The organism is Roseococcus sp. SDR, assembly GCF_019083995.1.
In the GTDB taxonomy this organism is placed as follows: Bacteria; Pseudomonadota; Alphaproteobacteria; order Acetobacterales; family Acetobacteraceae; genus Roseococcus.
Genome location: NZ_JAHRCU010000006.1, coordinates 218,519 through 242,489, shown reverse-complemented (window position 1 = coordinate 242,489; position 23,971 = coordinate 218,519). Strand labels below are relative to the sequence as shown.

Below are 23,971 nucleotides of genomic sequence, written 5' to 3'. Positions count from 1 at the left end.
ACTGGTTCTCCCGTAGCGAATGCCGCATCGAAACACGGCACGCGCCCGGGCGCCTTGCGTCAGGTCAAAGCTGGGTCACCCTGCGGTGGCGACGTAATGCTTCAGCTCCGCCGCCTCCAGCTCGGCCTCGGCGATGCGGGCCTTCACGAGATCCCCGATCGAGACCATGCCGGCCAGCGTGCCATCCGCCTCCAGCACCGGCAGATGCCGGACGCGACGGTCCGTCATCAGTTGCAGCGCCTCCTGCACCGTGCTCCTGGGCGTGACGGTGTGCAGCACGCGCGTCATGAGCTGGCCCGCCGTCATGCGCGTCACCGCCTCGCCCATGCCGGCGAGGGCGCGGACGATGTCACGCTCGCTGACGATGCCGAGCACGGCGCCATCACCCTCCACGACCAGGACGGCACCGATGCGATGTTGTGCGAGCGTCCGCGTGATGGAGGCGACGCAATCGCCCGTGCGGACCGAGATGACCTGGCTGCCCTTGCCGCGCAGGATGCTGGAAATCACCATGGTGCTTCTCCCCTCTGCCTCGAAGGGGAAGGCTGCACCCCCGCACGCGGCGGTTGCAACGAAATCCCGTGCTGCGATGCGGAAATTCTTGATGCCCTCAAACGCCGGGCGGCCGCGTCCGCGGCCTTGGCTTCGGGATGCTGAAGCATCCCGCCGGGCCTGTTCGGCCCGGATGAGTCTTTATCGTGCCCTCAGACGCCGGGCGGCCGCGTCCGCGGCCTTGGCTTCGGGATGCTGAAGCATCCCGCCGGGCCTATTCGGCCCGGATACGTCGTTGTTGTGCCCTCAGGCGCTGGGCGGCCGCGTCCGCGGCCTTGGCTTCGGATCGCTGAAGCGATCCGCCGGGCCTGGTCGGCCCGGATCCTCGGAGGGTGCTGGTGGGCTTGCAGCGGTGCGCTGGGTGCGCCCCCTACTCGCTCGTTCCGGTCAACTGCGTCTTCACCAGCTCGGCGAAGCGGCCGTTCTGCGCGAGCAGCGCCTGGAAATTGCCGCGCTCGACGATGCGGCCCTGGTCGAAGACCAGGATCTCATCCGCATCGCGCACCGTCGAAAGCCGGTGCGCGATGATGAAGGTGGTGCGGCCGGCCATCAGCGCGCGCAGCGCCTTGGCCACCTTCGCCTCCGTCGCGGCATCCAGCGCGCTGGTCGCCTCGTCCAGGATCAGCACCGGCGGGTCCTTCAGCAGCGCGCGCGCGATGGCGAGGCGCTGCCGCTGCCCGCCCGAGAGCGAGGCACCGCGCTCGCCCACCATCGTGTCATAGCCATGCGGCTGGCGCGTGATGAAGTCGTGCGCTTCGGCCATGCGGCAGGCGCGCTCGATCTCCTCCTGCGTCGCGTCGGCGCGGCCCACCAGCAGATTGTCGCGGATGCTGCGGTTGAACAGCATGCTCTCCTGGAAGACCACGCCGATGTTGCGGCGCAGGCTCTCCAGCTTGATGTCGCGCAGGTCCACGCCATCCAGCGTGATCCGCCCATCCGTCGGGTCCCAGAGGCGCTGCAGCAGCTGCATGGAGGTCGTCTTGCCCGCGCCCGTCGTGCCCACCAGCGCGATGGTCTGGCCGGGCTGCGAGGCGAGGTCGATGCCGTTCAGGATGCGGCCGCTATTGGGGTAGGAGAAGCCGACACCCTCGAAGCGCACATGCCCCTCGGCGCGGCCCATTTCGGTCGCGTTCGGCTTCTCCGGCACGGTGCTGACCGCGTCCAGCACCTCGAAGAACTGCTTGAGCGCCGGCGCCTGGAACAGCATGTGCGAGACGAAGCCGACGGCCCCTTCGAGGCGCGCCACCAGCAGCGTGGCAAAGCCCATGAAGCTCACGATGTCGCCCACGCTGGCCTGGCCGCGCAGATGCAGGAGCGTGCCCAGCATGAAGATGAGGATGACGGTGATGGTGCTGGCCGCACGCGACAGCACGTTCACCAGCGCCCACCAGTTCAGCACCGGGAACTGGTGGTCCAGCACCTGGCGCATGATGTCGCCGAACATCTTCGCCTCGCTGTTGAGGCGCGTGAAGGACTGCACGACGACGACGTTGGACAGCGCATCCTGCGCCGAACCCGCAAGCTCGGTGTGGAACTGCTCCACGCGCATCTGCGCCGTCTGCGTCTTGCGGATGACCAGCGTGGTGAGGATGGTGAAGACGACGACGAGGCCGATCAGCAGCAGCCCCAGACGCCAGTTCAGGAACATCGTCAGCGGCAGCAGCACCAGCGCGCCGATGAAGGTGATCAGATGCTCGCGGAAGAAGGCGAGCCAGAGGCCGAAGAGGTTGTCGCACCCCATCAGCATCACCTTCATCAGCCGTCCCGACTGCACGTCGCCGTGGAATTCCAGCGGCAGCGCCAGCACGTGCTGGAAGTATTTCGACATCATGGTGAGGCGGTTGCGATGCGCCATCCGGTCCGCCAGCAGCGAGACGGCGACATTGGTTCCGATCGCGGAGAGGCCCACCGCGGCCCAGATGCCGAGCAGCACGAAGGCCTCGGCCCAGACCTTGCTCTCCTCCATCCGGTCGGACCGCGCCAGCAGGTCGATCACCCGGCCGAACAGCACCGGCTCCAGGAATTGCAGGCCGGCGAGCGCGATGGCGCCGGCCGTCAATCCGAAGGCGACCTGGCGGTCGGGCTTCAGCAGGGCCAGGACGCGGATATAGATGCGGACGAAGTCCATCGGCTTTTGATCCTGCGGGCGATTGGGAAACGCCTGTAGCAATCGCACGGATGCGCGCAAGCCCGATCGACCGCGCCATGGCTGCCGCTCCCCCCGGGCTGCCGCCCCCCCCGGGCTGCCGCCCCTTGAAGCACGGCGCCCCCTGGGCCAGACTCATGAACAAAGAGAAAGACAGGGAGTTCGTCCAATGCGCGTGAACCGCCGCGGCCTCTTGGCCGCCAGCCTCGCCATGCCTGGCCTGGCCTCCACGGCCCGTGCCCAGGGGGCGACGTGGTCGCCGTCGCGGCCCATCCGCCTCATCGTTGGCTTCACGCCGGCCGGCACCACCGACATCGCCGCCCGCATCCTGGCCGAGCCCCTGTCGCAACGCCTGGGCCAGCAGGTCATCATCGAGAACCGCCCCGGCGCGGGCGGCAATGTGGGCGCGGATGTCGTCGCCAAGGCGGACCCGGACGGCCACACCATACTGATGCAGACGGTCAGCGCCGGCGCCATCAACTACCAGCTCTATGGCGCGCGCATGCCCTACAAGCCGGAGGATTTCGCCGGCATCAGCCTGGTGGTGCGCGTGCCCAACGCGATCTTCGTGAATCCCAATGTCCGCGCGAACACGCTGGCCGAGCTGGTGGCCCTGGCCCGCGCCAATCCGGGCCGCATGAACATCGGCAGCAGCGGCGTCGGCACCTCGCTGCACATGACGGGCGAGCTGCTGAAGCTCGCCGCCAACATCGACCTCACGCATGTGCCCTTCCGCGGCGCCGGCCCGATGATGCAGGAGATCATCGCCGGCCGGATCGAGGTGGGCGTGGACAACCTGCCCTCCGTCATCGGCCATCTGCGCGAGGGGCGGCTGCGCCCGCTCGCCGTCACCACGGCGACGCGCAGCCCCTCGCTGCCTGACGTGCCGACCACGGCCGAGGCCGGCTTCCCGACGGTGGAAGCCACCGCCTGGTTCGGCCTGGCCGGCCCCGCCCGCATGCCGCGCGCGGCCATCAACCGCATCAATGCCGAGGTGGAGGCCATCCTGGCCGACCCCGCCATCTGGCGCCGCTTCGACGAGCTGGGCGGCATGCGCGCCGATCTCGCGCCTGGTGGCGGCAGCACGCCCGAGAGCTTCGATGCCTTCATGCGGGCCGAGGTCGCGAAGTGGAGCGACGCGGTCCGCCGCTCCGGCGCGACGGTGGAAGGGTGAGCCCGCTCCGCCGCCGCGCGATCCTTGCCGCGCCGCTCTTCGCCCCGGCGCTGGCACACGCGCAGGCCTGGGCGCCGACGCGGCCCTTGCGCCTCGTCATCCCCTTCCCGCCCGGCGGCACGACCGACCTGGTCGGCCGCATGGTGGCCGAACGGCTTTCGCCGCGCCTGGGCCAGCCGGTGATCGTCGAGAACCGGCCCGGCGCGGGCGGCAACATCGCCGGCGAGTTCGTCGCGCGGGCGGAGCCCGACGGGCAGACGCTGTTCTTCACCTCGATCGGCACGGGCGCGATCAACTACGCCGTCTATGGCGCGCGCATGCCGTGGCGGCCGGAGGATATGGCGGCCGTCGGTCTCGTCACGCGCATGCCGAACGTGCTGATGGTGGCGAACCGGATGCCGGTGCGGACCATGGCGGAATTCCTTGCCTTCGCGCGCGGCCGCCAGGGCGAGATCACCTATGGCACCGCCGGCATCGGCAGTTCCCCGCATGTCTGCATGGAGCTGCTGGGGCAGCTGACCGGCATCCGCTTCGTGCATGTGCCCTTCCGCGGCTCGGGCCCCATGCTGACGGAGCTGATGGCCGAGCGGGTGGATTGCGGGATGGACAACATCCCCTCCGCGCTGCCCTTCATCCGCGACAACCGCCTGCGCGCGCTGGGGATGAGTGGTGCCACGCGCAGCCCCGTGGTGCCCGATGTGCCGGTGATTGCCGATTCCGTGCCGGGCTTCGAGGCCACGGCCTGGTTCGGCGTGCAGACGGGTGCGCGCGTGCCGCGCCCCGTGATCGAGCGCATCGGCGCGGAGCTGGATGAGATCACGCGTGATGCGGCGTTCCGCGCGCGGCTGGCGGAGTTCGGCGCCGAGGGGCCTGGGCTCACGCCGCAGGGTGGCACCACGCCCGCCGCCTTCGAGGCCTTCATCGCGGCCGAGATCCGCAAATGGGGCGAGGTGGTGCAGAAGGCGCAGGTGCGGGTGGAGTAGCCCGCCCGCAAACCGCGTCTCACATCATCTCGATCAGGATGCCGTCCGCGCCCACTTGTGCGGCGAGGCCGGTGCGGTTGGGGATCAGGTTCAGCCGCACGCCCGAGGTATTCTGCAGCCAGAGGCCGCCGCGCATCTGTGCGCCCGGCGCGACCAGCCCGGCGCGCGCCTGGCCATAGATGCCGGGGAACTGCTCGATGCTCGTCATGTTGTAGACGCGGCCCACGGCGCGCACGCGCGCCATGCCGACGCCGCCGGCACCCAGCCCGCGCACCCGGAAGCGATGGGTGCGACCCTGGTAGATCAGCGTGCCCGAGCCCCAGGCCACCTGGCCGATGAAGCCGACCTGCCAGTTGTTCATCTCGACGCGGCCCACGGCGTTGCCGAGCGGCTGTTCCGCCGGGGGTGCGGGCGGCGGCGCGGGCGTGGTGGCGACCGGCTCGGGCGGCGCTTCGGTGGCGCAGGCGGCGAGGCCGAGCGCGGGCAGCGCGGCGAGCCAGAGGCGGCGGTTCAGCATGGCATCGGACATGGTGCGGGCCTTCTCAATCCATCGGGGAGCATGTCGCCGGAGCGGCCCGCAAGCCAGTCCCGCGGCTGGCCGATGCGGGCGAATCTCTGTATCCAACGTCCCAAATCACACGGAGATCCGTCATGCTGACCCGCCGCGCGGCCTTGGCCCTGCCTGCCCTGATCCCTGCCTCCGCCCTGGCCCAGGCGGGCTCCTCATCCTGGGCGCCCACCCGCTCCGGCCGGATCATCGTTCCCTTCACCGCGGGCGGTGCGACCGACGTCACGGCGCGCATCATGGCCGAGCGCCTCTCGGCCGTGCTTGGCCAGAGCTATGTGGTGGACAACCGCCCCGGCGCCGGCGGCAATGTGGGCACGGAGATGGTCGCCAAGGCGGACCCGGACGGCCACACGCTGCTGATGGGCACGATCGGCACGGCCAGCATCAACCAGTTCCTTTATCCCCGCCTGCCCTTCGATCCGCAGCGCGACTTCGCCTCGATCGCGCTGATCAACCAGGTGACCAATGCGGTGGTGGTGCATCCGAGCGTCCAGGCGCAGAGCTTCCAGGAGCTTCTGGCCCTGGCCCGCCGCCAGCCCGGGCGCCTCAACTACGCCACGCCGGGCAATGGCACCTCGGGCCATATGTCGGGCGAATACCTGAAGTTCCGCACGCAGACCGACATCAACCATGTGCCCTATCGCGGCACGGGCGCCTTGATTCCGGACCTGTTGGGCGGCCGCGTCGAGATCGCGGTGGACAACCTGCCGGCCTATATCCCGCACATCCGCGAGGGGCGGCTGCGCATCCTGGCGGTGACGAGCCGCGAGCGCTGGTTCGCCGTGCCGGACGCGCCGACGGTGCAGGAATCCGGCGTGCCGAGCTTCGAGGCGGTGGCCTGGTTCGGCCTGCAGGCGCCGGCCCGGACGCCGCGCGCCGCGCTGGACCGGCTGACGGCGGCCTGCCTGGAAATCTGCGCCGAGCCCGCAACCATCGCCCGCTTCCGCGAGTTGGGCGCCATGGCCTCGCCCCTGGATGGCCCGGCCTTCGACCGCTTCATCGCCGCCGAGAACGACAAGTGGCGCGAGGTGGTGCGCGTCGCTAACATCAAGCTGGAATAGCCGGAGAATATGCATGGCCGCCGAGGAACCGCTGAGCCCGTATCTCGTCGTCGCGGATGCCAAGGCGGCCATCGCCTTCTACCAGGCCGCCTTCGGGGCCGAGGAACTGTTCCGGCTGCTGGATCGCAAGACCGGCCGCATCGGCCATGCCGAGTTGCGCGTGCAGGGCGCGCTGCTGATGCTGGCCGATTCCTTCCCGGAATACGGCACGCGCACGCCGGCGGATCTGGGCGGCACGCCCGTGCGGCTCTCGCTCACGGTGCCCGATGTGGATGCGGCGGCGGCCCGCGCCGAGGCGGCCGGCGCCACCATCACCCGCCCGCCGACCGATGAGTTCTACGGCGCCCGCTCGGCCAACATCACGGACCCGTTCGGCCATAGCTGGATGCTGACGCACACCATCGAAGCGGTGACGCCCGAGGAGATGCAGCGCCGTTGGGATGCGATGAGTGCGTAAGGGCGTGCGCGCTCAACACGCGTCGGCTCGGCACGACTCAAAAAATCAGCGATGCGTCCGGAGAATCCGCGCCGGATAGGCGCGGCGCAAAGCTTCAGCTTTGCGAAGCCAAGCGCGCGGAGCGCGCGCCCGGCGTCTGAGGGCATCAAAAAGACCCGCTACGAATCTGGCCTTCAGGCCAGCTTCGAAGCGATCCAGTCCTTCATCTGGCCCTTGGGCATGGCGCCGACCTTGGTGTCCACCGGCTTGCCGTCCTGGAACAGGATCATCGTCGGGATGCCGCGCACCGAGTAGGTGTTGGGCGTCATCGGGTTGTCGTCGATGTTGACCTTGGCGACGGTCAGCTTGCCTTTGTACTCGGTGGCGATCTCGTCGAGGATCGGCGCCACCATGCGGCAGGGGCCGCACCATTCGGCCCAGAAATCCACGAGCACGGCGCCCTTGGCCTCCAGCACGTCGGTCTTGAAGGTCTCGTCGGTCACGGCCTTGGTCACGTCGCTCATGGGGGGCCTCCTCCAGAATCAGGTCTCGTTAAGGTTGTATCGCCGGCGGTCCAGGTCAAGCGGCCCCGGACCCGTCCCCTGGGGCCGGCGCATGCGCGTCCAGCAGGGCGTCGGGCAGGGGCATGACCTGGGCGCCATAGGTCCAGACCAGGCTGCAATCCACCGGGCGGCCGGGAAAGGCAAGACGCAGCACGGCGCGATAGGCGGCCATCTGGCGCAGATAGGCGGGTGGGGCGGCCTCGGCCAGGGTCGGCGGGGGGCGGTTGCTCTTGAAGTCGAGCAGGGTGATGCGGTCGGGCGTGATGAGCAGCCGGTCCACCTGGCCCAGGATGAGGCGCTCCCCCACGCGGCCGGCGAGGGGGGCCTCTGCCAGGCTTCCCGGCGCGAAGGCCGCGGCGATGGCGGGGTGGGCCATGACGCCCAGCGCCTCGGCCAGGATCTCGGCCTGCTGGATGGCGTCCAGCCCATGGCCGGGGCGGGCCAGGAATGCGCGGCCGGCGGGCTCACGCGCTTCGGGCGGCAGCTCGGGCAGGGATTGCAGCAGGGCGTGGATGAGGTTGCCGCGCCGGAAGCGCCGGCCGAGCGGGTCGCCCGGGGCATGCGGGGCGGCGGCCGGCACCTCGGCCTCCTGGTCCTCCATGTGGGAGGGGGTGGCGACGCCTGGCGTGGCGATGGCGGTGGCGGGGATGCGGGCCCAGGCGGGCAAGGCGAGCGCGGCGGCCCCGGCGGCGCGGCGCGGTTCCGCCCGGCGCGGATCGGTCTGGGGCGAGGCGAGGGACAGGACCGGGCCAGGGGCGAAGCCATCCGCGTCGCCGCCCCACGCGGTGGGGTCGAAGTCGCGCTCCACCACGCCCTCCAGCCGCGCGAAGCCGGCCTTGATCTTCTCGTACCAGCAGCCTGGCGCGGGGCCCTTGCTGCCATGCCAGCCGCAGATGATCAGCCGGTCCTCGGCGCGGGTGAGCGCCACGTAGAGCAGGCGGTTGGCTTCCTCGGCCTCCAGCGCCGCCTGGCGGGCCTCGGCCTCGGCATAGGCGGGGGCGTTGAAGCCGGTGCGCCTGGGCGCCCAGAGGGGGAGGTCCTCCGGCGTCCAGCGCAGGCCGGATTTCTGCGGCGGGATGGCGGCGGTGTCGGGCAGGATGACGATGGGCGCCTCCAGCCCCTTCGCGCCATGCACGGTCATCACGCGCACCATGTCCGCGCTGGCATCCGCCTCGCGCTTCACGGTCGCGCTGGAGCGGCGGAGCCAGTGCAGGAAGCCCTGGAGAGAGGCCGGATGCGCGCGCTCATGCGCCATGGCGGCGGTCAGCAGCTCGTCCAGCGGGTCGGCGGCATCGGGGCCGAGGCGCGCCAGCAGCCGGGCGCGGCCGCCGCGCTCGCCCAGGATTTCCGCGATCAGCGCATGGGCGGGCAGGTGGTCGGCGCGGGCGGTCAGCGCCGCAAAGAGATCCGCGGCGCGGCCGATGGCGGTGTCGGCGCCGCGCTCGGCCATCAGGCGGGCATGCAGCGTGCCGGGGCGGTTCCAGGCGAGGGTGAAGAGGTCCTCCTCCTCCAGCCCGAAGATCGGCGATTTCAGCGCGGCGGCGAGCTGCAATTCGTCCTGCGGCAGCAGGATGGCGTCGAGCGTGGCCAGCACGTCCTGCACCGCGATCTGCTCGACCAGCACCATGCGGTCCACGCCGCCCACCGGCACGCCCCGCTCCTTCAGCGCGCGGACCAGCAGCCCGAGGAAGGCGTTGCGGCGGCGGACCAGCACGAGGATGTCCCGCGCGCGGATCGGGCGGCCTTCCGCCGGGTCGGCTTCGCAGCGCGAGTCGAGGCGGCCATGCGCGATCATATGCGCGATGCGCGCGGCCAGCGTGGCGGCGAGGCGCGCATCGGCGCCGGTCTCGGCCATCGGCGCTTCGGGCACCGCCCAGGCGGGCGGGTCCTCGGCCTTGGCCTGGGATTGCAGCGGCCAGAGCTCGACCATCCCCGCCGCGCCGGCGCGGTCGGGCAAATGGCGCAGGGTCTGGCCGGGCGCGACGACGCCCTCCCGCGCCGGACCTTCCGCGAAGACGGCATCCACCAAGGCGAGGACGGGCGGGGCGGAGCGGAAGGAGACTTCGAGCGGGACCGCGCGGAATTCCTGCCCGGCGGCGGTGACGGCGGCACGGAACTCGGCCTCGGCGCGCGGCAGGCCGCCGGCATCGGCGCCCTGGAATCCGTAGATGGATTGCTTGATGTCGCCCACCGCGAAGACGGTGCGCGGCGCCTCGTTCGCGTGGGTGCCGCGCCCGGCGAAGAACTCGCCGGAAAGGGCACGGGCGATGGCCCATTGCTCCGGATTGCTGTCCTGCGCCTCGTCCAGGAGGATGTGATCCAGGCCGCCATCCAGCTTGAACAGCACCCAGGCGGCGCCGGGGTCGTCCAGCAGCTTGCGCGCGGCCTGGATCAGATCGTCATAGTCGAGCCGGCCCATGCGCTGCTTGGCGGCGGCGAAGCGGCGCAGCACGGGGATGCCGAGCACGAGGGCGGCCTCGGTCGAGCGCAGCAGGGCCAGCGCCTCGCCGCGCGCGCGCGCCTCCAGCAGGCGCTCGCCCTCGCGCTCGCAGACCGCCTGGATGAAGGCCTGTTCATCGCCGGTCGCCTTGCTGGCGAAGCTTTTCCTGATCGTGCCCTCGGTGGTGATGAAGACCCGGGTCCAGTCGTCCAGTGCGGCCTCGCGGGCGACCTGGTCCAGGGCAAGCCAGGCCTTCATGGGCGTGCCGAGCTTCCCATCGGCCTTGCCGCCGAGCACGAGGCGCGCGGCTGCGCGGGCGAGGGCGCGTTCATCAGCCGGCGTCGCCGCCTCGCGCAGCAGTTCCCCCTCATCCGCCTCGGGGTCGAGGCCGAGGCGCTGCGCGATCTCCGCCACCAGCATCGGCAACCCGCCCAGCGCCCCCAGGCCCGCTTGCAGCATGGGTTCGGAGTGCCGCAACTCGCTCATCACCTGGCCGAGGCCGGCGGCGTTGCTGAGGGCCGCCAGCCGCTCCAGCGCGGGGCTTTGCGGCAGCTCCGCCTCCCGCGCGCCGGCGAGCTGGGCATTGGCGTCGAGCTCCTCCAGCACGGCGAAGCCCGGCGGCAGGCCGGCTTCCAGCGCGAAGCCGCGCAGCAGGGATTGCGCGAAGCTGTGGAGCGTGGCGATCCGCATGCCGCCGGGCAATTCCAGCACGGCGGCGAAGCCGGCGCGGGCGCGGGCGATCTCCTCGCCCGTCGGCGGCTTGCCGAGCAGGGCCCGCAGCTCGGCGTCCAGATCGGCGGGCGTGGCCACGGCCCAGCGGCCCAGGCGGGCGTTGAGGCGCGTGGCCATCTCCGCCGCCGCCGCCTTGGTGAAGGTGAGGCAGAGCAGGCGCTCCGGCCGCGCGCCGCCCAGCATCAGGCGCAGCAGCCGGTCGGTCAGCAGCTTGGTCTTGCCCGAGCCGGCCGAGGCGGTGACGAAGGCCGAGACGGCGGGGTCCGACGCCCGGGACTGGCTCGCCTGGGCAATGTCGCGCGGAGAGGTCATGCGCCCTCCTCCGCCTCGGCCGACCATTCGGCGGTGCGGGCCAGATGCTGGAAGCCGATGGCGGCGCGGCGGCGCGGATGCGGATGGGCGAGGAAGGCGGCCTCGCCCAGCAGGAAGCGATCCGCCAGCGCTTGGAGGGCGGCGGCGGCCTCGGCGATGCTGCCGGGCAGGTCATCGAGCTTCAGGGGCTTCACCTCGCCCGGCTGGTCGGCGCCGGTGAGGCGCCAGTATTCCAGCGCGGTGACGGTGGCGGCGGGCACGCCCTCGAAGGCGCCCTGCTCGGCCAGCCAGGCCTCCAGCGGCAATTGCGGCGCGGTGCCGGCCTCCACATCGCCCTTCGAGGGCACGCTGCCGGTCTTGTAGTCGAGGATGCGCAGCGTGCCGTCGCGCCTCCGGTCCACGCGGTCGGCGCGGGCTTCGAGCGTGATGCTGCCGCCCGGGCGGCGCAGCGTCGCGCTGGCCGTCACCTCCGCCCAGCTGGCGAGGAGCTGGCCGCGCTGCTCCGCCTCCAGCCCGCGGATGAAGCGGCCGATGCGGTGCAGGCGGGGCGTCCAGAGCGCGGCCACGGCCGGGCGCAGCGCGGCGCGCTCCAGGGCCCGTTCCGCGGCCGCCTCCCAGAGCGGCGCGGCCGCGTCCTCGCCGGGCCAGGCCTGGGGCAGGCTCGCCAGGAAGCGATGGATCGCGGCATGGACGAGGTTGCCGTAATCGGCCACGCCCGGCTCCTGCTCCAACGGGTCGAGCTGGGAGAGGCCCAGGATGCGGCGCGCGTAGAACGCATAGGGGTCGGCGATGAGTGTCGCCACGTCGCTGACGGTGATCCGGTCGGGGCGGGCGGCCAGCGGCGGGCGGGGCGCGGGGCGCGGCCAGGGGCGGATCGCGGCGGGCTCGTCCAGCAGCCGCGCCCATTCGGCGCAGGGCTCGGGCGTCAGCCGCAGGCCGGACTGGCCTTGGAGAAACACGTCCAGCCGGGTCAGCCAGCGCGCCGGCACGGCCGGGCTGCCGCCGCGCCGCGCGGCGCGCGACAGCACGGCGCGGCGCGAGCCGGCGGCGGTGAGCAGGAAATCCGCCGCCACGCGGCCGATCCGCAATTCGGGCGAGGGCAGGCCGAAATCCCGCCGCATGGGGCGGCTCATCCAGGGGCCGGGGTCGCTCGCCTGGGGCCAGATGGTCTCATCCAGGGCGCCCAATACCACCAGGTCGAAATCCAGCAGCCGCGCTTCCAGCAGGCCGAGGATTTCCACCTGGGGGTGCGCCGCATCGCTGCGTCCGCGTGAGATGCGGGCGGCCTGGGTGGTGCCCTGCGCGAGGCTGGCCTCGAAAAGCCCCGGCCAATCGGCGGGCGCGATGGGCGGCATCGCTGCCATGGCCGGCGCCAGGGCGGCCAGGTGCCGGGCCAGCGCCTCGCCCTCGGCCTGGGCATAGAGGCGCAACCCGCCCGGCAGGCTGGGCGTGGAGGCCAGCGCCTCGGCGGCGGCGAGATGCTCCGAGAGCAGGTCGGCCGGCGGCCGCGCGGGCGATGGCGGGAGCGAGGTGAAGGGGCCGAGTGCCGCCTCCAGCGCATCCAGCAGTTCCGCGAGGCGCGGCTCGGGTGCGCGCAGGCCAGCGATGGCGGCGCGCAGCCCGGCCAGGCCCGGCCCGGGCGAGGGGCCGCGCAGCGCCACGCGCTCCAGCGCCTGGGTGGCGGCGAGCCAATCGGCCCGCTCCATGCCCCCCGCGCAAAGCGGGTGCTTCAGCACCGAGAGCAGCGCCACCGGCCCGCATTCCCCCGCCGCCAGATGCGCGATCAGCCTGAGGAAGGCGCCGGGCGGCGTATCGGACAGCGGCTGGCCGGCGCTGTCATCGGCCAGGATGCCATGGCGCGGCAATTCGGCGGCGACGCGGCGCGCCAGGTCGCGGTCCGGCGTCACCAGCGCGGCGCGCGCGCCGGGCACCTCCAGCGCGCCGCGCAAGGTGAGCGCGATGGCGGCGGCCTCATGCTGCGCGTCACTCGCCTCGATCCGGCTGAGGCGGGTGAGCGCAGCCTGCCAGCGCGCGGGCTCCGGCCGTTGCCAGGGTTCGAGATGGCCGGCGGGCAGCATCGCGACACCCAGCAATTCGGACATGCCATCCGGCCCGGCTTCCACCCAGGGCGCGGCATCGGCGAGGCTCGCGCCCATGCGGTCGAGCATGTTCCGCTGGCCGGCATAGGGGTGGGTCGGCGCGTCGCGCAGCGCCTCCCAGGGGAGGGCCGCGGTGGCGGGATCCTCGCCGGGGATCACCACGAAGCCCTGCGGCAGGCGCGTGGCGATGACGCGCAACAGGTCCGCCGCCGCCGGCACGGTGCCGCCCATGCCGATGCCGGCGGCGATCACCGCGCCCTCGGGCGGCGCTTCCTCCCAGGCGACGCGCTGGGCGCGGAGCGCCAGGACGCGCCGCACGCCGATATCGAGCAAGCCCTGCCCGGTCAGCCAGAGCTGCCATTCCTGCACGATGCCGCGCAGGAAGGTGGTGGTGATCTGCCAATGGACGGCCAGCGATTCCGGGGCCAGCGCCTCCAGCCGCTCCAGCCAGCGATGGCCGAGCAGTTCCGGGTCATCGGGGATGATCTCCGCCTCTTCGAGGGCGATCTCGTCCAGCAGCTTGCCCAGTTCCATGCCCAGCGCCCAGGCATGCTCGGCGCTGGCGGGGCCGCCCATCTCGCGCGGGAGCCGGCTCGCGAAGCCGGCCAGCACGGCCTGGCGGCGCAGCGGATCCACGGCGGGGGGCAGGCGCAGCAAAGCGGGCAGGGCCAGCTCGTCGGCATCCTCGGTCGAGAGGCCCGCCAGCGCGCGCATGCGCGGCAGCAGGAGCGCCGGCGTATCGGCGGCGCGGAGGAAGGCCGCCTGGAGCGCGCGGGCGGCGCGGCGGGTGGGCAGCAGGATGGTGGCGGCGGCCAGTGCCTCGCCCGCGCCGAGCCGCGCCAGCGTGCCGCGCGTCAGCGCGGGCAGGAAGGCCTGGTCGGGCGGGATGGCGAAGAGCTTCAAAGCCAGTGGCTCGAGGGGCCCTCGCGCAGCCGCCGCTCGGTGCGGGTGAGGTCGCCCGGGGTGGAGAGATGGAACCAGGCACCGTCATGCACCAGACCGAACAGGCGCCCGGCCTCGATGGCGCGGTCATAGCAGCGGTTCAGGCTGAAGCGGCCCTCGGGCTCCGGCGCCACCAGCGCAGGCGCCATGACCTGCACGCCGCCGAAGAGATAGGGCGCGATCTGGTTGGGCGCGGGGCGGCTGAGGCGGCCTTCCGCATCCAGGAAGAAATCGCCGCGCCCCACCTCGCCCTCGATGCGTGAGGTGCGGATCAGCAGCAGCAGCGCATCCATCCGCGCGGGGTCGAAATGGCGGTCGAGCAGGGTGAGGGCGGGCGTCGGGCCGTCCAGCCAATAGGCGTCGCCATTCACCACCGCGAAGGGGGCCTCGCCCAGGCGCGGCAGGGCGCGGCGGATGCCGCCGCCGGTCTCGAGCAATTCCGGCTCGAGCTGCAGGCCGATCCGCGGTGGGGTGCCCTCCCGCGCCGCGACGGCGGCCGCCACCTTCTCCGCGCACCAATGGGCGTTCACGACCACCTCCTCCACGCCCGCCATGGCGAGGCGGTCCAGCGCGTGGTCGAGCAGGGAGCGGCCGAGCAGGGGCAGCAGCGGCTTGGCCGTCTCCGCCGTCAGCGGCCGCATCCGCTGGCCGAGGCCGGCGGCCAGCACCATGCCCTTTTCCAGCCTGGGCTTCATCATGCCGGGTTGCCCCGGCGCTCGGGCGGCACATGCGCGTCGAGGAAGCGGGCCAGCGGCAGCGTCGCCGGATGCGCCAGCGCGCGGCCCAGCAGCGCCCAGCAGCGTGGGCCGTGCCGGAGGTAATGCGGCTTGCCGTCCCGCCGGTCGAGCCGGACCCAGAGCGCCGCCACCCGCAGATGCCGCTGCGCCGCATGCACCGCCATGGCGGCGCGGAAGCCCTCGGCGTCGAGCTCCGGCCGCTGGGCGAGATAGGCGCTGACCACCGCCTCGCGCAGCGCCGGATCCACATCCCGCCGGGCGTCCTCGACCAGCGAGACCACGTCATAGGCGGGGTGGCCGGTGGCCGCGTCCTGGAAGTCGATCACCGCCATGCCGCGTGGCGTGGGGATGAGATTGGCCGGGAAATAGTCGCGATGGACGAAGCCCTGGCCGGGGAAGGGGGCGAGCATGGCGGCCAGCGCGGCGGCGAGGCCCTGGCGCGTCTCATCCGCGCAGGGGGCGCCGAAGACGGCGGGCCACCACCAGTCGCAGAAGGTGGCCTGCGTCGCGCGGATCATCGCGGGCGCGTCCCAGGCCGGCAGGCCTTCGGGCGGCGGGCTGGCGTGCAGCGTGACCAGGCTGCGCGCCGCGTCGAAATAGAGCGGCGCGGGCTCGGCGCCGCGATCCAGCGCGGTCGCCATGCTGGCCTCGCCCAGATCCTGGACGAGCGCGGTGTTGGTCGCGGGCTCCACGCCGATCACACCGGGGGCTGGCACGCCCAGCGCCTCCAGATGGCGGGCCACGCGGAGAAAGGCGTCGAGATATTCGGCGGAGGGCGTGCGCATCAACAGTGCCGGGCGTGGGCCGCCGGAGAGGCGGGTGTAGTGCTTGCTGGCATCGGCCTGCAGCACCTCCTGCCGGGCGGTGGCGTAGCCATGGGCTTCGAGCAGCGTCACAGGCGGTCCTCCCATCCCGTCAGCCGGGCATGGCGCGCATCTTCGGAACGGCCCGGCGTGAGCTGAACGCGCAAGGCGCCGGATGGTGTCAGGCGGCCGAGCCGCTCGGGCCATTCCACCAGCACGATCCCGGCCCGCGCCTCGTCCCAGCCCAGCTCCAGCAGGCCATCGGGGCCGGTGAGGCGGTAGAGGTCGAAATGATGCGCCGCCGTGCCGCCGGGCAGGTCGTAGCTCTGCACCAGGGTGAAGGTGGGGCTGGGCACCTCCAGCGCCGGGTCTTGCGCGGCGGCGCGCAGAAAGGCGCGGGCGAGGGCGGATTTCCCCGCACCCAGCGGGCCTTCCAGCAGCACCGCATCGCCGGCGCGGGCGAGCGCGGCCAGGCGGGCAGCCAAGGCCTCGGTCGCCGTCAGATTGTCCAGGGTGATCTCCATGCCTGCCCATCTTGCCGGGCGGCCGCGAGTCCCGCAAAGGCGGAAGACTGGACGCACCCGGCAAAGCAAGGCATGGCCCTGGCATGAGCGAGATGATCGAAACCGACGTGGCCATCATCGGCGCGGGGCCCTGCGGCCTCTTCGCCGTCTTCGAATGCGGCATGCTGAAGATGCGCAGCGTGGTGGTGGACACGCTGGAGGAGATCGGCGGCCAATGCGCCGCGCTCTATCCCGAGAAACCCATCTTCGACATCCCGGCGCATCCGCAGATCGCGGGTGCGGCGCTGATCGAGCGGCTCGCCGAGCAGGCCGCGCCCTTCCACCCGCGCTTCCTGCTGAACCAGCGCGTGGAAGGGCTGGCGCAGACGGAGGGCGGCTTCACGCTCACCACCAGCCTGGGCAACCAGGTTCGCGCCAAGGCGGTGATCATCGCCGCCGGCGCCGGCGCCTTCGGCCCCAACCGCCCGCCGCTGGAGGGCCTGCCCGGCTACGAGGCGAGCGGCGCCGTGCGCTACATGGTGACCCGCCGGGAAGAGTTCCGCGGCAAGCGCGTGGTGATCGCGGGCGGGGGCGACAGCGCGGTGGATTGGGCGCTGAGCCTGAAGGACGTGGCCGAGAAGGTCATCGTCGTCCATCGCCGCCCCAAATTCCGCGCGGCGCCCGAGACCGCCGCCCAGCTCGAAGCGGCCGCCGCGCGCGGCGAGGTGGAGATGGCCATCCCCTATCAGCTGCACGCGCTGGAGGGGGATGGCGCGAAGCTCGACACCGTCGTGCTGGCGACGCTGAAGGGCGAGGAGATGCGCGTCCCGGCCGATCACCTGCTGGCCTTCTTCGGCCTTTCGATGGAGCTCGGCCCCATCGCGGATTGGGGGCTGGGGCTGGAGCGCAGCCATATCGCCGTCACGCCCGCGACCTGCGAGACGAATATCCCCGGCATCCATGCCATCGGCGACATGGCGACCTATCCGGGCAAGCTGAAGCTCATCCTGCAGGGCTTCTCCGAGGCGGCGATGGCGGCGCATGCCATCCACCCCCGCGTCTTCCCCGGCGAGGCGCTGCATTTCGAGTATTCGACCAGCAAGGGCGTGCCGGCGTGACCTCGTCCGATGACCGGAAGGCGCAGCCTGAAGGTCTGAATCGGCCGGGCAACACGTCCGATGACCGGAAGGCGCAGCCTGAAGGTCTGAATCGGCCGAGCAACACGTCCGATGACCGGAAGGCGCAGCCTGAAGGTCTGAATCGGCCGGGCAACACGTCCGATGACCGGAAGGCGCAGCCTGAAGGTCTGAATCGACCGGGCAACGCGCACCCGGACGCCGACCGCTTCAGCGCCGAGGACCCGCGCCGCTTCGCCCCCGCCGCCGCCCGCAACCGCGAGCCGCTGCTGGAGGTGCTGCGGGGCATCCTTCCCGTTCAGGGGCTGGTGCTGGAGGTCGCCTCCGGCACGGGTGAGCACGCCGTCCACATCGCATCGGCCCTGCCCGGCCTGACCTGGCAGCCGAGCGACCCCTCGGAGGAGGCGCGGCGGAGCATCGATGCCTGGGCCGCGGGGCATGCCAATATCCGCCCGGCGCTGGCGCTGGATGCGGGCACCTGGCCCTGGCCGATCGCGGCCGCGGATGCGGTGCTCTGCGTGAACATGATCCATATCGCGCCCTGGGCGGCGGGGCTTGGGCTGCTGCGTGGCGCCGCCGCCCTGCTGCCGCCGGGCGCGCCGTTGGTGCTCTACGGGCCCTACATCCGGGAGGGCGTGCCGACGGCGCCGAGCAACCTGGATTTCGACGCGAGCCTGAGATCGCGCAACCCGGAATGGGGGCTGCGGCGGCTGGAGGATGTGGCCGAGGCGGCCACGGGGTTCGCACTGACGCAGGTGATCGAGATGCCGGCGAACAACCTGACCGTGGTGTTGCGCCGCCAAGCGTGATTCGCCCATCTCGCTCGTCTCACTCTGCGGGCAATCTTGAAGTGATCTCTAAGCTCTGCCTCAAGTCGCCAAAAGTGTATCTTCAAAAGAGACAATATTCTTCTTTTTGATGCAAAGCCCATTCTTAATCCAAAAATCGCGTCAAATCAGGATTGCACAACCCAGGATGGTTTTGCATGGTGAGTGAGCCCTGGGGGGGGCTTACTCATGTTTATTCAAGCGAATGTCTCGTTTTCCGCGTCCTGGGGGACCGGTCTGATTGGCCAGATGCGTGTCGGCAATGACGCGCAGGCACTCAATAATTGGACGATCGCCTTCGACGTCCCGTTCCAGATCGTGAACCTCTGGGACGCGACGATCCTGAGTGCCGTCAGCCTCGGCAATGGCGTGATCCGCTACACGGTCGGCAGCGCCGGCTGGAATGCCACGGTGCCGCCGGGGGGCGGCGTCAGCTTCGGCTTCGAGGGGCGGGCGGACGCCAACATCCAGGCGCAGCTCACCGGCATCACCTTCGGCACGACGGAGACGCTCGCCACGCCGCCGGCCGTGACCATCAGCGATGCCGTATTGCTCGAGGGCGCTTCCGGCACGAAGGAGATGGTCTTCACCATCGCCCTCTCGAAGCCGGCCACCGAGACCGTCACCATCCCCTGGTCCACCCAGGACGGCACGGCGCTGGCCGGCAGCGACTACCAGGCCGCCTCGGGCAGCGTGACTTTCGCGCCGGGTGAGACCAGCAAGACCATCTCCGTCATCATCCTGGGCGATGCGGCGGTGGAGGCGAACGAGACCTTCGGCGTGGTCCTGGGTGCGCCCGCGGGCGCGACCCTGGCGGATGGCATGGCGCTGGGCACCATCCAGAACGACGACGTGCTTCCGACCCTCTCCATTGCCGATGCACAGGTGGCGGAGGGGAATGCGGGGACGAAGCTCATGGTCTTCACCGTGACGCTTTCCGCCGCCGCCGCTGGCCCGGTGACGGTGGCCTACACCACGCGCGACGGCACGGCGCTGGCGGGCAGCGACTACACCGCGCAGAGCGGCAGCCTCAGCTTCGCCGCCGGCGAGACGAGCAGGACCATCGCCGTCGAGATCCGTGGCGATACGGTGGATGAGATCGACGAGAGCTTCGAGATCGCGCTCAGCGGCCTGACGGCCGCCAGCTTCGCGCGCTCCAGCGCCATCGGCCTCATCGCGAATGACGACGCGCCGCCCGTGCTGAGCATCTCCAACGCCGAGGTGGTGGAGGGCAATTCCGGCACGCGCAACATCGTCTTCACCCTCAGCCTGAGCAAGGCGATCGCGCAGAGCGTGACCGCCAGCTTCGCCACGCAGGATGGCACGGCGCTCGCCGGGACCGACTATGTGGCGCAGAGCGGCAGCATCACCTTCGCCGCCGGCGAGACGAGCCGGACCATCTCCGTCGCCGTGAACGGCGATACGGCGATCGAGGCGGACGAGACCTTCGGCCTCGTCCTGAGCAATGTGGTCCGCGCGACGCTGGCCCCGGGTGGCGGCACCGGCACCATCCGCAATGACGACCTGCCGGCGGCCACGCTCGCCATCAGCGATGCGCAGGTGACGGAGGGCAATTCCGGCACGAAGCAGATGCTCTTCACCGTCACGCTGTCCCGCGCCCTGACCAACACGGCCTCCGTCACCTGGGCGACGCAGAATGGCACCGCGGTCTCCGGCAGCGACTACACGGCGGCGAGCGGCACGCTGAGCTTTGCGGCGGGCGAGGTGAGCAAGACCATCGCCGTCACGGTGCGCGGCGATGCGGTGGTGGAGGCGGATGAGACCTTCTCCGTCGTGCTCGGTACCGCCACTCGTGCCACCATCGCGGATGGCACGGCGCTCGGCGTCATCCTGAACGATGACGTGCCGCCCGCGCTCTCCATCAGCGATGCGCAGCTGTCCGAGGGCAATTCCGGCACGAAGCAGATGCTCTTCACCGTCACGCTCTCGCGCGCCGCGACCAGTGCCGTCTCGGTCACCTGGGGGACGCAGAACGGCACGGCGACGGCCGGCAGCGACTATACCGCGGCCAGCGGCACGCTCAGCTTCTCGGCCGGGCAGGTCAGCAAGACGATCGCGGTGACGCTGCGTGGCGATGCGGTGGTGGAGGCGGATGAAACCTTCACGCTGCTGCTCGGCACCGCGACGGGCGCCACCATCGCGGATGGCACGGGGCTCGGCACCATCCTGAACGATGACGTGGCGCCGCCCGCGCTCTCCATCAGCGATGCGCAGGTGACGGAGGGCGATGCGGGCACGAAGCAGATGCTCTTCACCGTCTCGCTCTCGCGCGCCGCCACCAGCGCCGTCGCGGTGAATTTCGCGACGCAGAACGGCACGGCGACGGCCGGGAGCGATTACGTCGCCACCACCGGCACGCTGAGCTTCGCCGCCGGCGAGACCAGCAAGACCATCGCCGTGACCGTGAACGGCGACACGGCGGTGGAGACGAATGAGAGCTTCAACCTGCTGCTCTCCGGCGCCAGCGGCGCGACCATCGCCGATGGCACGGGGGTGGGCACCATCAGCAATGACGACGTGCCGCCCAGCCTCACCGTCACCGATGCGCAGGTGACGGAGGGCGATGCCGGCACCAAGCAGCTCCTCTTCACGGTGGCACTTTCCCGCGCCGCCACCAGCGCCGTCGCGGTGAATTTCGCGACGCAGAACGGCACGGCAACGGCCGGCAGCGACTATGTGGCGACCAGCGGCACGCTGAGCTTCGCGGCGGGTGAGGTGAGCAGGACCATCGCCGTCACCCTCCATGGCGACACGGCGGTCGAGGCGGATGAAAGCTTCAACCTGCTGCTCTCAAATGCCGTCGGCGCCACCATCGCCGATGGTACGGGCGTCGGCACCCTCCTGAACGACGACGTCCTGCCGACGCTGTCCATCGGCGATGCGCAGATCACCGAGGGCAACTCCGGCACGGCGCAGATGCTCTTCACCGTCACGCTCTCCCGCGCCATGGGAAGCGCGGTGAGCGTGAACTGGGGCACGCAGAACGGCACGGCGACCGCCGGCAGCGATTATGTGGCCGGCAGCGGCACGCTGAATTTCGCCGCGGGCGAGACCAGCAAGACCATCGCCGTCGCGATCAACGGCGATGCGGTGGCCGAAGCGAATGAGGGTTTCAGCCTGCTGCTCTCCGCCGCCAATGGCGCGACCATCGCCGATGGCACCGCCACGGGCACCATCCTGAACGACGACGCCGCGGCCTCGGGCGATACGGCCAGCTTCCGCGTGACCAAAAGCTGGAATGGCGGCTTCCTGGCCGAGATCACCGTCGTCAACGACGCGACGCCGATCGAGGGCGGCTGGACGCTCGCCTTCGACGCGCCCTTCCAGATCAAGACCATCTGGAACGCCGAGATCGTCAGCCAGTCGGGCAGCCATTACGTCATCCGGAACGCGCCCTGGAACGGCAATCTCGGCCCCAATGGCACCGCCACCTTCGGCATTGACGTCGAGGGTGCGGGCGAGCCCGCGAATTACAGCGTGAACGGTGCGCCGCCGCCGCCCGTCCTGCCGGGGCTGAGCATCGGCGATGCCTTCCTCACGGAGGGCGACAGCGGCAGCGCGCTGATGAACTTCACCATCAGCCTCTCCGCCGCCGCGGCCGAGGCGGTCACGGTGCAATACGCCACGGCCAATGGCTCGGCGCTGGCGGGCCTCGACTACCAGGCGGCGAGCGGCAGCCTCACCTTTGCGCCGGGCGAGACCAGCAAGATCCTCTCCGTCGCGGTGCTGGGCGACACGCTGCGCGAGGGCGGCGAGAACTTCCTCGTGAACCTGACGGCGCCCGCCAGCCTGCGGCTGCTGGATGGCCAGGCCACCGGCACCATCCGCGACAATGACGCGCCGGCGCCCAGCCTGCCGCCGCCCGGCTGGTATTCGACCAGCGGCAACCAGATCGTCGATTCGACGGGCGAGACGGTGCGGCTGAAGGGCGTGAACTGGTTCGGCATGGAGGGGTATCTCGGCGTGCCGGACGGCCTCTATGCCCGCAACTGGCAGAGCATGATGGACCAGATGAAGGCCGTCGGCTTCGACACGATCCGCCTGCCCTTCAGCCTGGACAACATCCTGCCGGGCGCGATGCCGAACAACATCGTCTACAGCCTGAATCCGGATCTCCAGGGCCTGTCCGGCCTGCAGATCCTGGACAAGATCGTGGGCTATGCCGGCGATCTCGGCATGAAGATCATCCTCGACTGCCACCGCAGCAGCGAGGGCGCCGGGCCCAACGAGAACGGCCTCTGGTACGACCAGAATTTCTCCGAGGCGCAGTGGATCAGCGGCTGGCAGAACCTGGTGCAGCGCTACGTCAACGATTCCACCGTAATCGGCGTGGACCTGCAGAACGAACCCCATGCCGCCAGCTGGGCCGACTGGTCAGCGGCGGCGGAGCGCGCGGGCAATGCCATCCATGAGGTGAACCCGAACCTGCTCATCATCGTCGAGGGCGTGGGGGCCTATGAGGGCGACTACTACTGGTGGGGCGGGCAGCTCGAAGGTGTGCGGGACGATCCGGTGGTGCTGCAGCAGGCCAATAAGCTGGTCTATTCGCCGCATGACTATCCCTACACCGTCTATCCCAACCCCTGGCTCGACGGGCCCGGCTTCAAGGACAACCTGCCCAACGTCTTCCGCGAGCATTGGGGCTTCATCTACGAGGAGGGGATCGCGCCCATCTTCGTGGGCGAATTCGGCACGGAGCTGACCGACCCGCGTGACGCCGCCTGGCTGGACGAGATCGTGAAGTACATGAACGGGGATTTCGACACGGATGGCGTGGTGGACATCGCCGCCGGGCAGGAGGCGATGAGCTTCGCCTACTGGTCCTGGAACCCGAACTCCAGCTTCACGGGCGGCATCCTGCAGGATGACTGGACGAATGTGCACCAGCACAAGCTGGCCGCGATCGAACCGCTGCTGATCGGCTGAGGCGCGCCCAGCGCCTCAGAATTCCTCGGCGCGCAGGGCGCGGGCCAGGGCATCCAGCACGCCGTTGCAGAAGCGGGGCTCCTCGCCGCCGAAGAAGCCGTGCGCGACGTCCATGTATTCCTTGATGACGACGCGCGCGGGCGGGCCGCCCATGTCGCGCAGCTCGCCCGCCGCGGCGCGCAGGATGGCGCGCAGCACCGGATCGAGCCGGTTCATCGCCCAGCCCGAGGCAAGATGGGCCGCGATCAGCTGGTCGAGGTCATCGGTGTGGGTCGCCGCACCCCGCATGATGCGCGCGAAGAGGGGCACATCGGCTTCCTCCACCCGGCCATCCTCGAAGCCCTGCTGGCCGGGCGCGCTGCCCAGGCGGTGGCGGATGAACTGGTCCAGCACCGTCTCGATGTTCTCGCCCGATTGCTCGGTCTGGAAGAGCGCCTGCACGGCGGCGACGCGCGCGCCCGTGCGGGGCCGGCCGGGCGGCTTGGCCGCGGCCTTCACGCCAGGCCCCAGCGGCGGCGCAACGCCACCTGCATCAGCGCGGCCTGCGCGGCCTCGGCCCCCTTGTTGTGGCTGTCCTGCCGCGAGCGGGCGATGGCCTGCTCGATGGTATGGACGGTCAGCAGGCCGAAGCCGATGGCCGCACCCGTCTCGGTCGAGATGTTCATCACGCCGGAGCAGGCTTCGCGGCAGATATGGTCGTAATGGTCGGTCTCGCCGCGCACGACGCAGCCGAGCAGCACGAAGCCGTCCCAGCGGGGCTCCTCGTCATCCGCGTCCAGCGCCATGCGCAGCGTGGCGGGAAGCTCGAAGGCGCCGGCCACGTCCACCACCTCGAGCAGGCCGCCCGCTTCCGCCACCACGCGTTCCACGCCCTGGCGCATGCCGCCCACGATCTCGTCGTAATACGGCGCCTGGATCAGCAGGATGCGCACGGGCGCGCCGGGCACCTGCACCGTGTCGCGCTTGGGGCCATCAACAGTGCTCATTGATCTGCTCCGCAGATGGGGCTC

18 protein-coding genes are annotated in these 23,971 nt (G+C 71.1%); 7 read left to right on the top strand and 11 right to left on the bottom strand.

From position 1 onward, the window contains the following. Positions 1-75: 75 nt before the first annotated feature. Entirely contained in the window at positions 76-513 is a 438-nt protein-coding gene (locus KTR66_RS09365; protein WP_213612308.1) for a CBS domain-containing protein, read from the bottom strand. Between the two features lie 409 nt (positions 514-922). After that, entirely contained in the window at positions 923-2,680 is a 1,758-nt protein-coding gene (locus KTR66_RS09360; protein ID WP_213612307.1) for a glucan ABC transporter ATP-binding protein/ permease, read from the bottom strand. 187 nt (positions 2,681-2,867) lie between these two features. On the opposite strand from KTR66_RS09360, the gene KTR66_RS09355 reads away from it, so the two are divergent. Next, positions 2,868-3,872: a tripartite tricarboxylate transporter substrate binding protein gene (locus KTR66_RS09355; RefSeq protein ID WP_213612306.1), complete on the top strand. Its 1,005-nt coding sequence runs from the start codon at positions 2,868-2,870 to the stop codon at positions 3,870-3,872. Continuing rightward, complete coding sequence (locus tag KTR66_RS09350) at positions 3,869-4,855, top strand: tripartite tricarboxylate transporter substrate-binding protein (RefSeq protein WP_213612305.1); 987 nt, start codon at positions 3,869-3,871, stop codon at positions 4,853-4,855. The genes KTR66_RS09355 and KTR66_RS09350 overlap by 4 nt, the downstream gene beginning before the upstream one ends. Before the next feature lie 19 nt (positions 4,856-4,874). On the opposite strand, the gene KTR66_RS09345 is transcribed toward KTR66_RS09350, so the two are convergent. Further along, entirely contained in the window at positions 4,875-5,384 is a 510-nt protein-coding gene (locus KTR66_RS09345; RefSeq protein WP_213612304.1) for a hypothetical protein, read from the bottom strand. Between the two features lie 122 nt (positions 5,385-5,506). On the opposite strand from KTR66_RS09345, the gene KTR66_RS09340 reads away from it, so the two are divergent. Then, positions 5,507-6,484 carry a tripartite tricarboxylate transporter substrate binding protein gene (locus KTR66_RS09340; protein WP_213612303.1) on the top strand — a complete coding sequence of 326 codons (978 nt, stop codon included), beginning with the start codon at positions 5,507-5,509 and terminating at the stop codon, positions 6,482-6,484. Positions 6,485-6,497: 13 nt separating this feature from the next. Then, on the top strand, positions 6,498-6,941 hold the full coding sequence (locus KTR66_RS09335) for a VOC family protein (protein ID WP_213612302.1): 444 nt from the start codon (positions 6,498-6,500) through the stop codon (positions 6,939-6,941). Positions 6,942-7,114: 173 nt separating this feature from the next. On the opposite strand, the gene trxA is transcribed toward KTR66_RS09335, so the two are convergent. The 6 genes from trxA to tsaE are packed head-to-tail and all read right to left on the bottom strand — an operon-like array spanning position 7,115 to position 16,072. Continuing rightward, positions 7,115-7,444 (bottom strand): thioredoxin TrxA, encoded by a 330-nt coding sequence (gene trxA / locus KTR66_RS09330; protein ID WP_213612301.1) that lies wholly within the window; start codon positions 7,442-7,444, stop codon positions 7,115-7,117. A 55-nt stretch (positions 7,445-7,499) separates the two neighbouring features. Beyond that, positions 7,500-10,967 (bottom strand): double-strand break repair helicase AddA, encoded by a 3,468-nt coding sequence (addA, locus tag KTR66_RS09325; protein WP_213612300.1) that lies wholly within the window; start codon positions 10,965-10,967, stop codon positions 7,500-7,502. Beyond that, positions 10,964-13,969 carry a double-strand break repair protein AddB gene (gene addB, locus KTR66_RS09320; RefSeq protein WP_213612299.1) on the bottom strand — a complete coding sequence of 1,002 codons (3,006 nt, stop codon included), beginning with the start codon at positions 13,967-13,969 and terminating at the stop codon, positions 10,964-10,966. The genes addA and addB overlap by 4 nt, the downstream gene beginning before the upstream one ends. After that, the gene (locus tag KTR66_RS09315) at positions 13,966-14,706 is read right to left on the bottom strand and encodes a nucleotidyltransferase family protein (protein WP_213612298.1); all 741 of its coding nucleotides are present in this window, start codon (positions 14,704-14,706) and stop codon (positions 13,966-13,968) included. Before KTR66_RS09315 ends, addB begins: the two co-directional genes overlap by 4 nt. Beyond that, positions 14,703-15,641 carry an aminoglycoside phosphotransferase family protein gene (locus KTR66_RS09310; RefSeq protein ID WP_371819071.1) on the bottom strand — a complete coding sequence of 313 codons (939 nt, stop codon included), beginning with the start codon at positions 15,639-15,641 and terminating at the stop codon, positions 14,703-14,705. The genes KTR66_RS09315 and KTR66_RS09310 overlap by 4 nt, the downstream gene beginning before the upstream one ends. Continuing rightward, complete coding sequence (gene tsaE, locus KTR66_RS09305; protein WP_213612296.1) at positions 15,638-16,072, bottom strand: tRNA (adenosine(37)-N6)-threonylcarbamoyltransferase complex ATPase subunit type 1 TsaE; 435 nt, start codon at positions 16,070-16,072, stop codon at positions 15,638-15,640. The genes KTR66_RS09310 and tsaE overlap by 4 nt, the downstream gene beginning before the upstream one ends. Before the next feature lie 83 nt (positions 16,073-16,155). Here tsaE and KTR66_RS09300 point away from each other — a divergent pair, with 83 nt between their 5' ends. From KTR66_RS09300 to KTR66_RS09290, 3 genes are all read left to right on the top strand, one after another. Then, a complete protein-coding gene (locus tag KTR66_RS09300; RefSeq protein WP_213612295.1) occupies positions 16,156-17,169 on the top strand; it encodes an NAD(P)/FAD-dependent oxidoreductase in 1,014 nt (337 codons plus the stop codon). Beyond that, positions 17,166-17,996, top strand: coding sequence for a DUF938 domain-containing protein (locus KTR66_RS09295; RefSeq protein ID WP_371819070.1), 831 nt, complete (start codon positions 17,166-17,168; stop codon positions 17,994-17,996). The genes KTR66_RS09300 and KTR66_RS09295 overlap by 4 nt, the downstream gene beginning before the upstream one ends. A gap of 207 nt (positions 17,997-18,203) precedes the next feature. Then, positions 18,204-22,961, top strand: a complete 4,758-nt coding sequence (locus KTR66_RS09290; protein WP_213612294.1) for a Calx-beta domain-containing protein — start codon at positions 18,204-18,206, stop codon at positions 22,959-22,961. A gap of 15 nt (positions 22,962-22,976) precedes the next feature. On the opposite strand, the gene nusB is transcribed toward KTR66_RS09290, so the two are convergent. Together nusB and ribH are read right to left on the bottom strand one after the other, a co-directional pair. Beyond that, positions 22,977-23,459 carry a transcription antitermination factor NusB gene (gene nusB / locus KTR66_RS09285; protein WP_213612293.1) on the bottom strand — a complete coding sequence of 161 codons (483 nt, stop codon included), beginning with the start codon at positions 23,457-23,459 and terminating at the stop codon, positions 22,977-22,979. Next, on the bottom strand, positions 23,456-23,947 hold the full coding sequence (ribH, locus tag KTR66_RS09280) for a 6,7-dimethyl-8-ribityllumazine synthase (RefSeq protein WP_213612292.1): 492 nt from the start codon (positions 23,945-23,947) through the stop codon (positions 23,456-23,458). Before ribH ends, nusB begins: the two co-directional genes overlap by 4 nt. Positions 23,948-23,971 lie beyond the last annotated feature (24 nt).

Bases quoted from the DNA above. Each gene is read 5' to 3' on its own strand.
- KTR66_RS09360 (WP_213612307.1), bottom strand. From the start codon at position 2,680: ATGGACTTCGTCCGCATCTATATCCGCGTCCTGGCCCTGCTGAAGCCC.
- KTR66_RS09335 (WP_213612302.1), top strand. From the start codon at position 6,498: ATGGCCGCCGAGGAACCGCTGAGCCCGTATCTCGTCGTCGCGGATGCC.
- KTR66_RS09315 (WP_213612298.1), bottom strand. From the start codon at position 14,706: ATGATGAAGCCCAGGCTGGAAAAGGGCATGGTGCTGGCCGCCGGCCTC.
- trxA (WP_213612301.1), bottom strand. From the start codon at position 7,444: ATGAGCGACGTGACCAAGGCCGTGACCGACGAGACCTTCAAGACCGAC.
- KTR66_RS09340 (WP_213612303.1), top strand. From the start codon at position 5,507: ATGCTGACCCGCCGCGCGGCCTTGGCCCTGCCTGCCCTGATCCCTGCC.
- KTR66_RS09345 (WP_213612304.1), bottom strand. From the start codon at position 5,384: ATGTCCGATGCCATGCTGAACCGCCGCCTCTGGCTCGCCGCGCTGCCC.
- addA (WP_213612300.1), bottom strand. From the start codon at position 10,967: ATGACCTCTCCGCGCGACATTGCCCAGGCGAGCCAGTCCCGGGCGTCG.
- KTR66_RS09355 (WP_213612306.1), top strand. From the start codon at position 2,868: ATGCGCGTGAACCGCCGCGGCCTCTTGGCCGCCAGCCTCGCCATGCCT.
- tsaE (WP_213612296.1), bottom strand. From the start codon at position 16,072: ATGGAGATCACCCTGGACAATCTGACGGCGACCGAGGCCTTGGCTGCC.
- KTR66_RS09290 (WP_213612294.1), top strand. From the start codon at position 18,204: ATGTTTATTCAAGCGAATGTCTCGTTTTCCGCGTCCTGGGGGACCGGT.
- KTR66_RS09300 (WP_213612295.1), top strand. From the start codon at position 16,156: ATGAGCGAGATGATCGAAACCGACGTGGCCATCATCGGCGCGGGGCCC.
- KTR66_RS09365 (WP_213612308.1), bottom strand. From the start codon at position 513: ATGGTGATTTCCAGCATCCTGCGCGGCAAGGGCAGCCAGGTCATCTCG.
- ribH (WP_213612292.1), bottom strand. From the start codon at position 23,947: ATGAGCACTGTTGATGGCCCCAAGCGCGACACGGTGCAGGTGCCCGGC.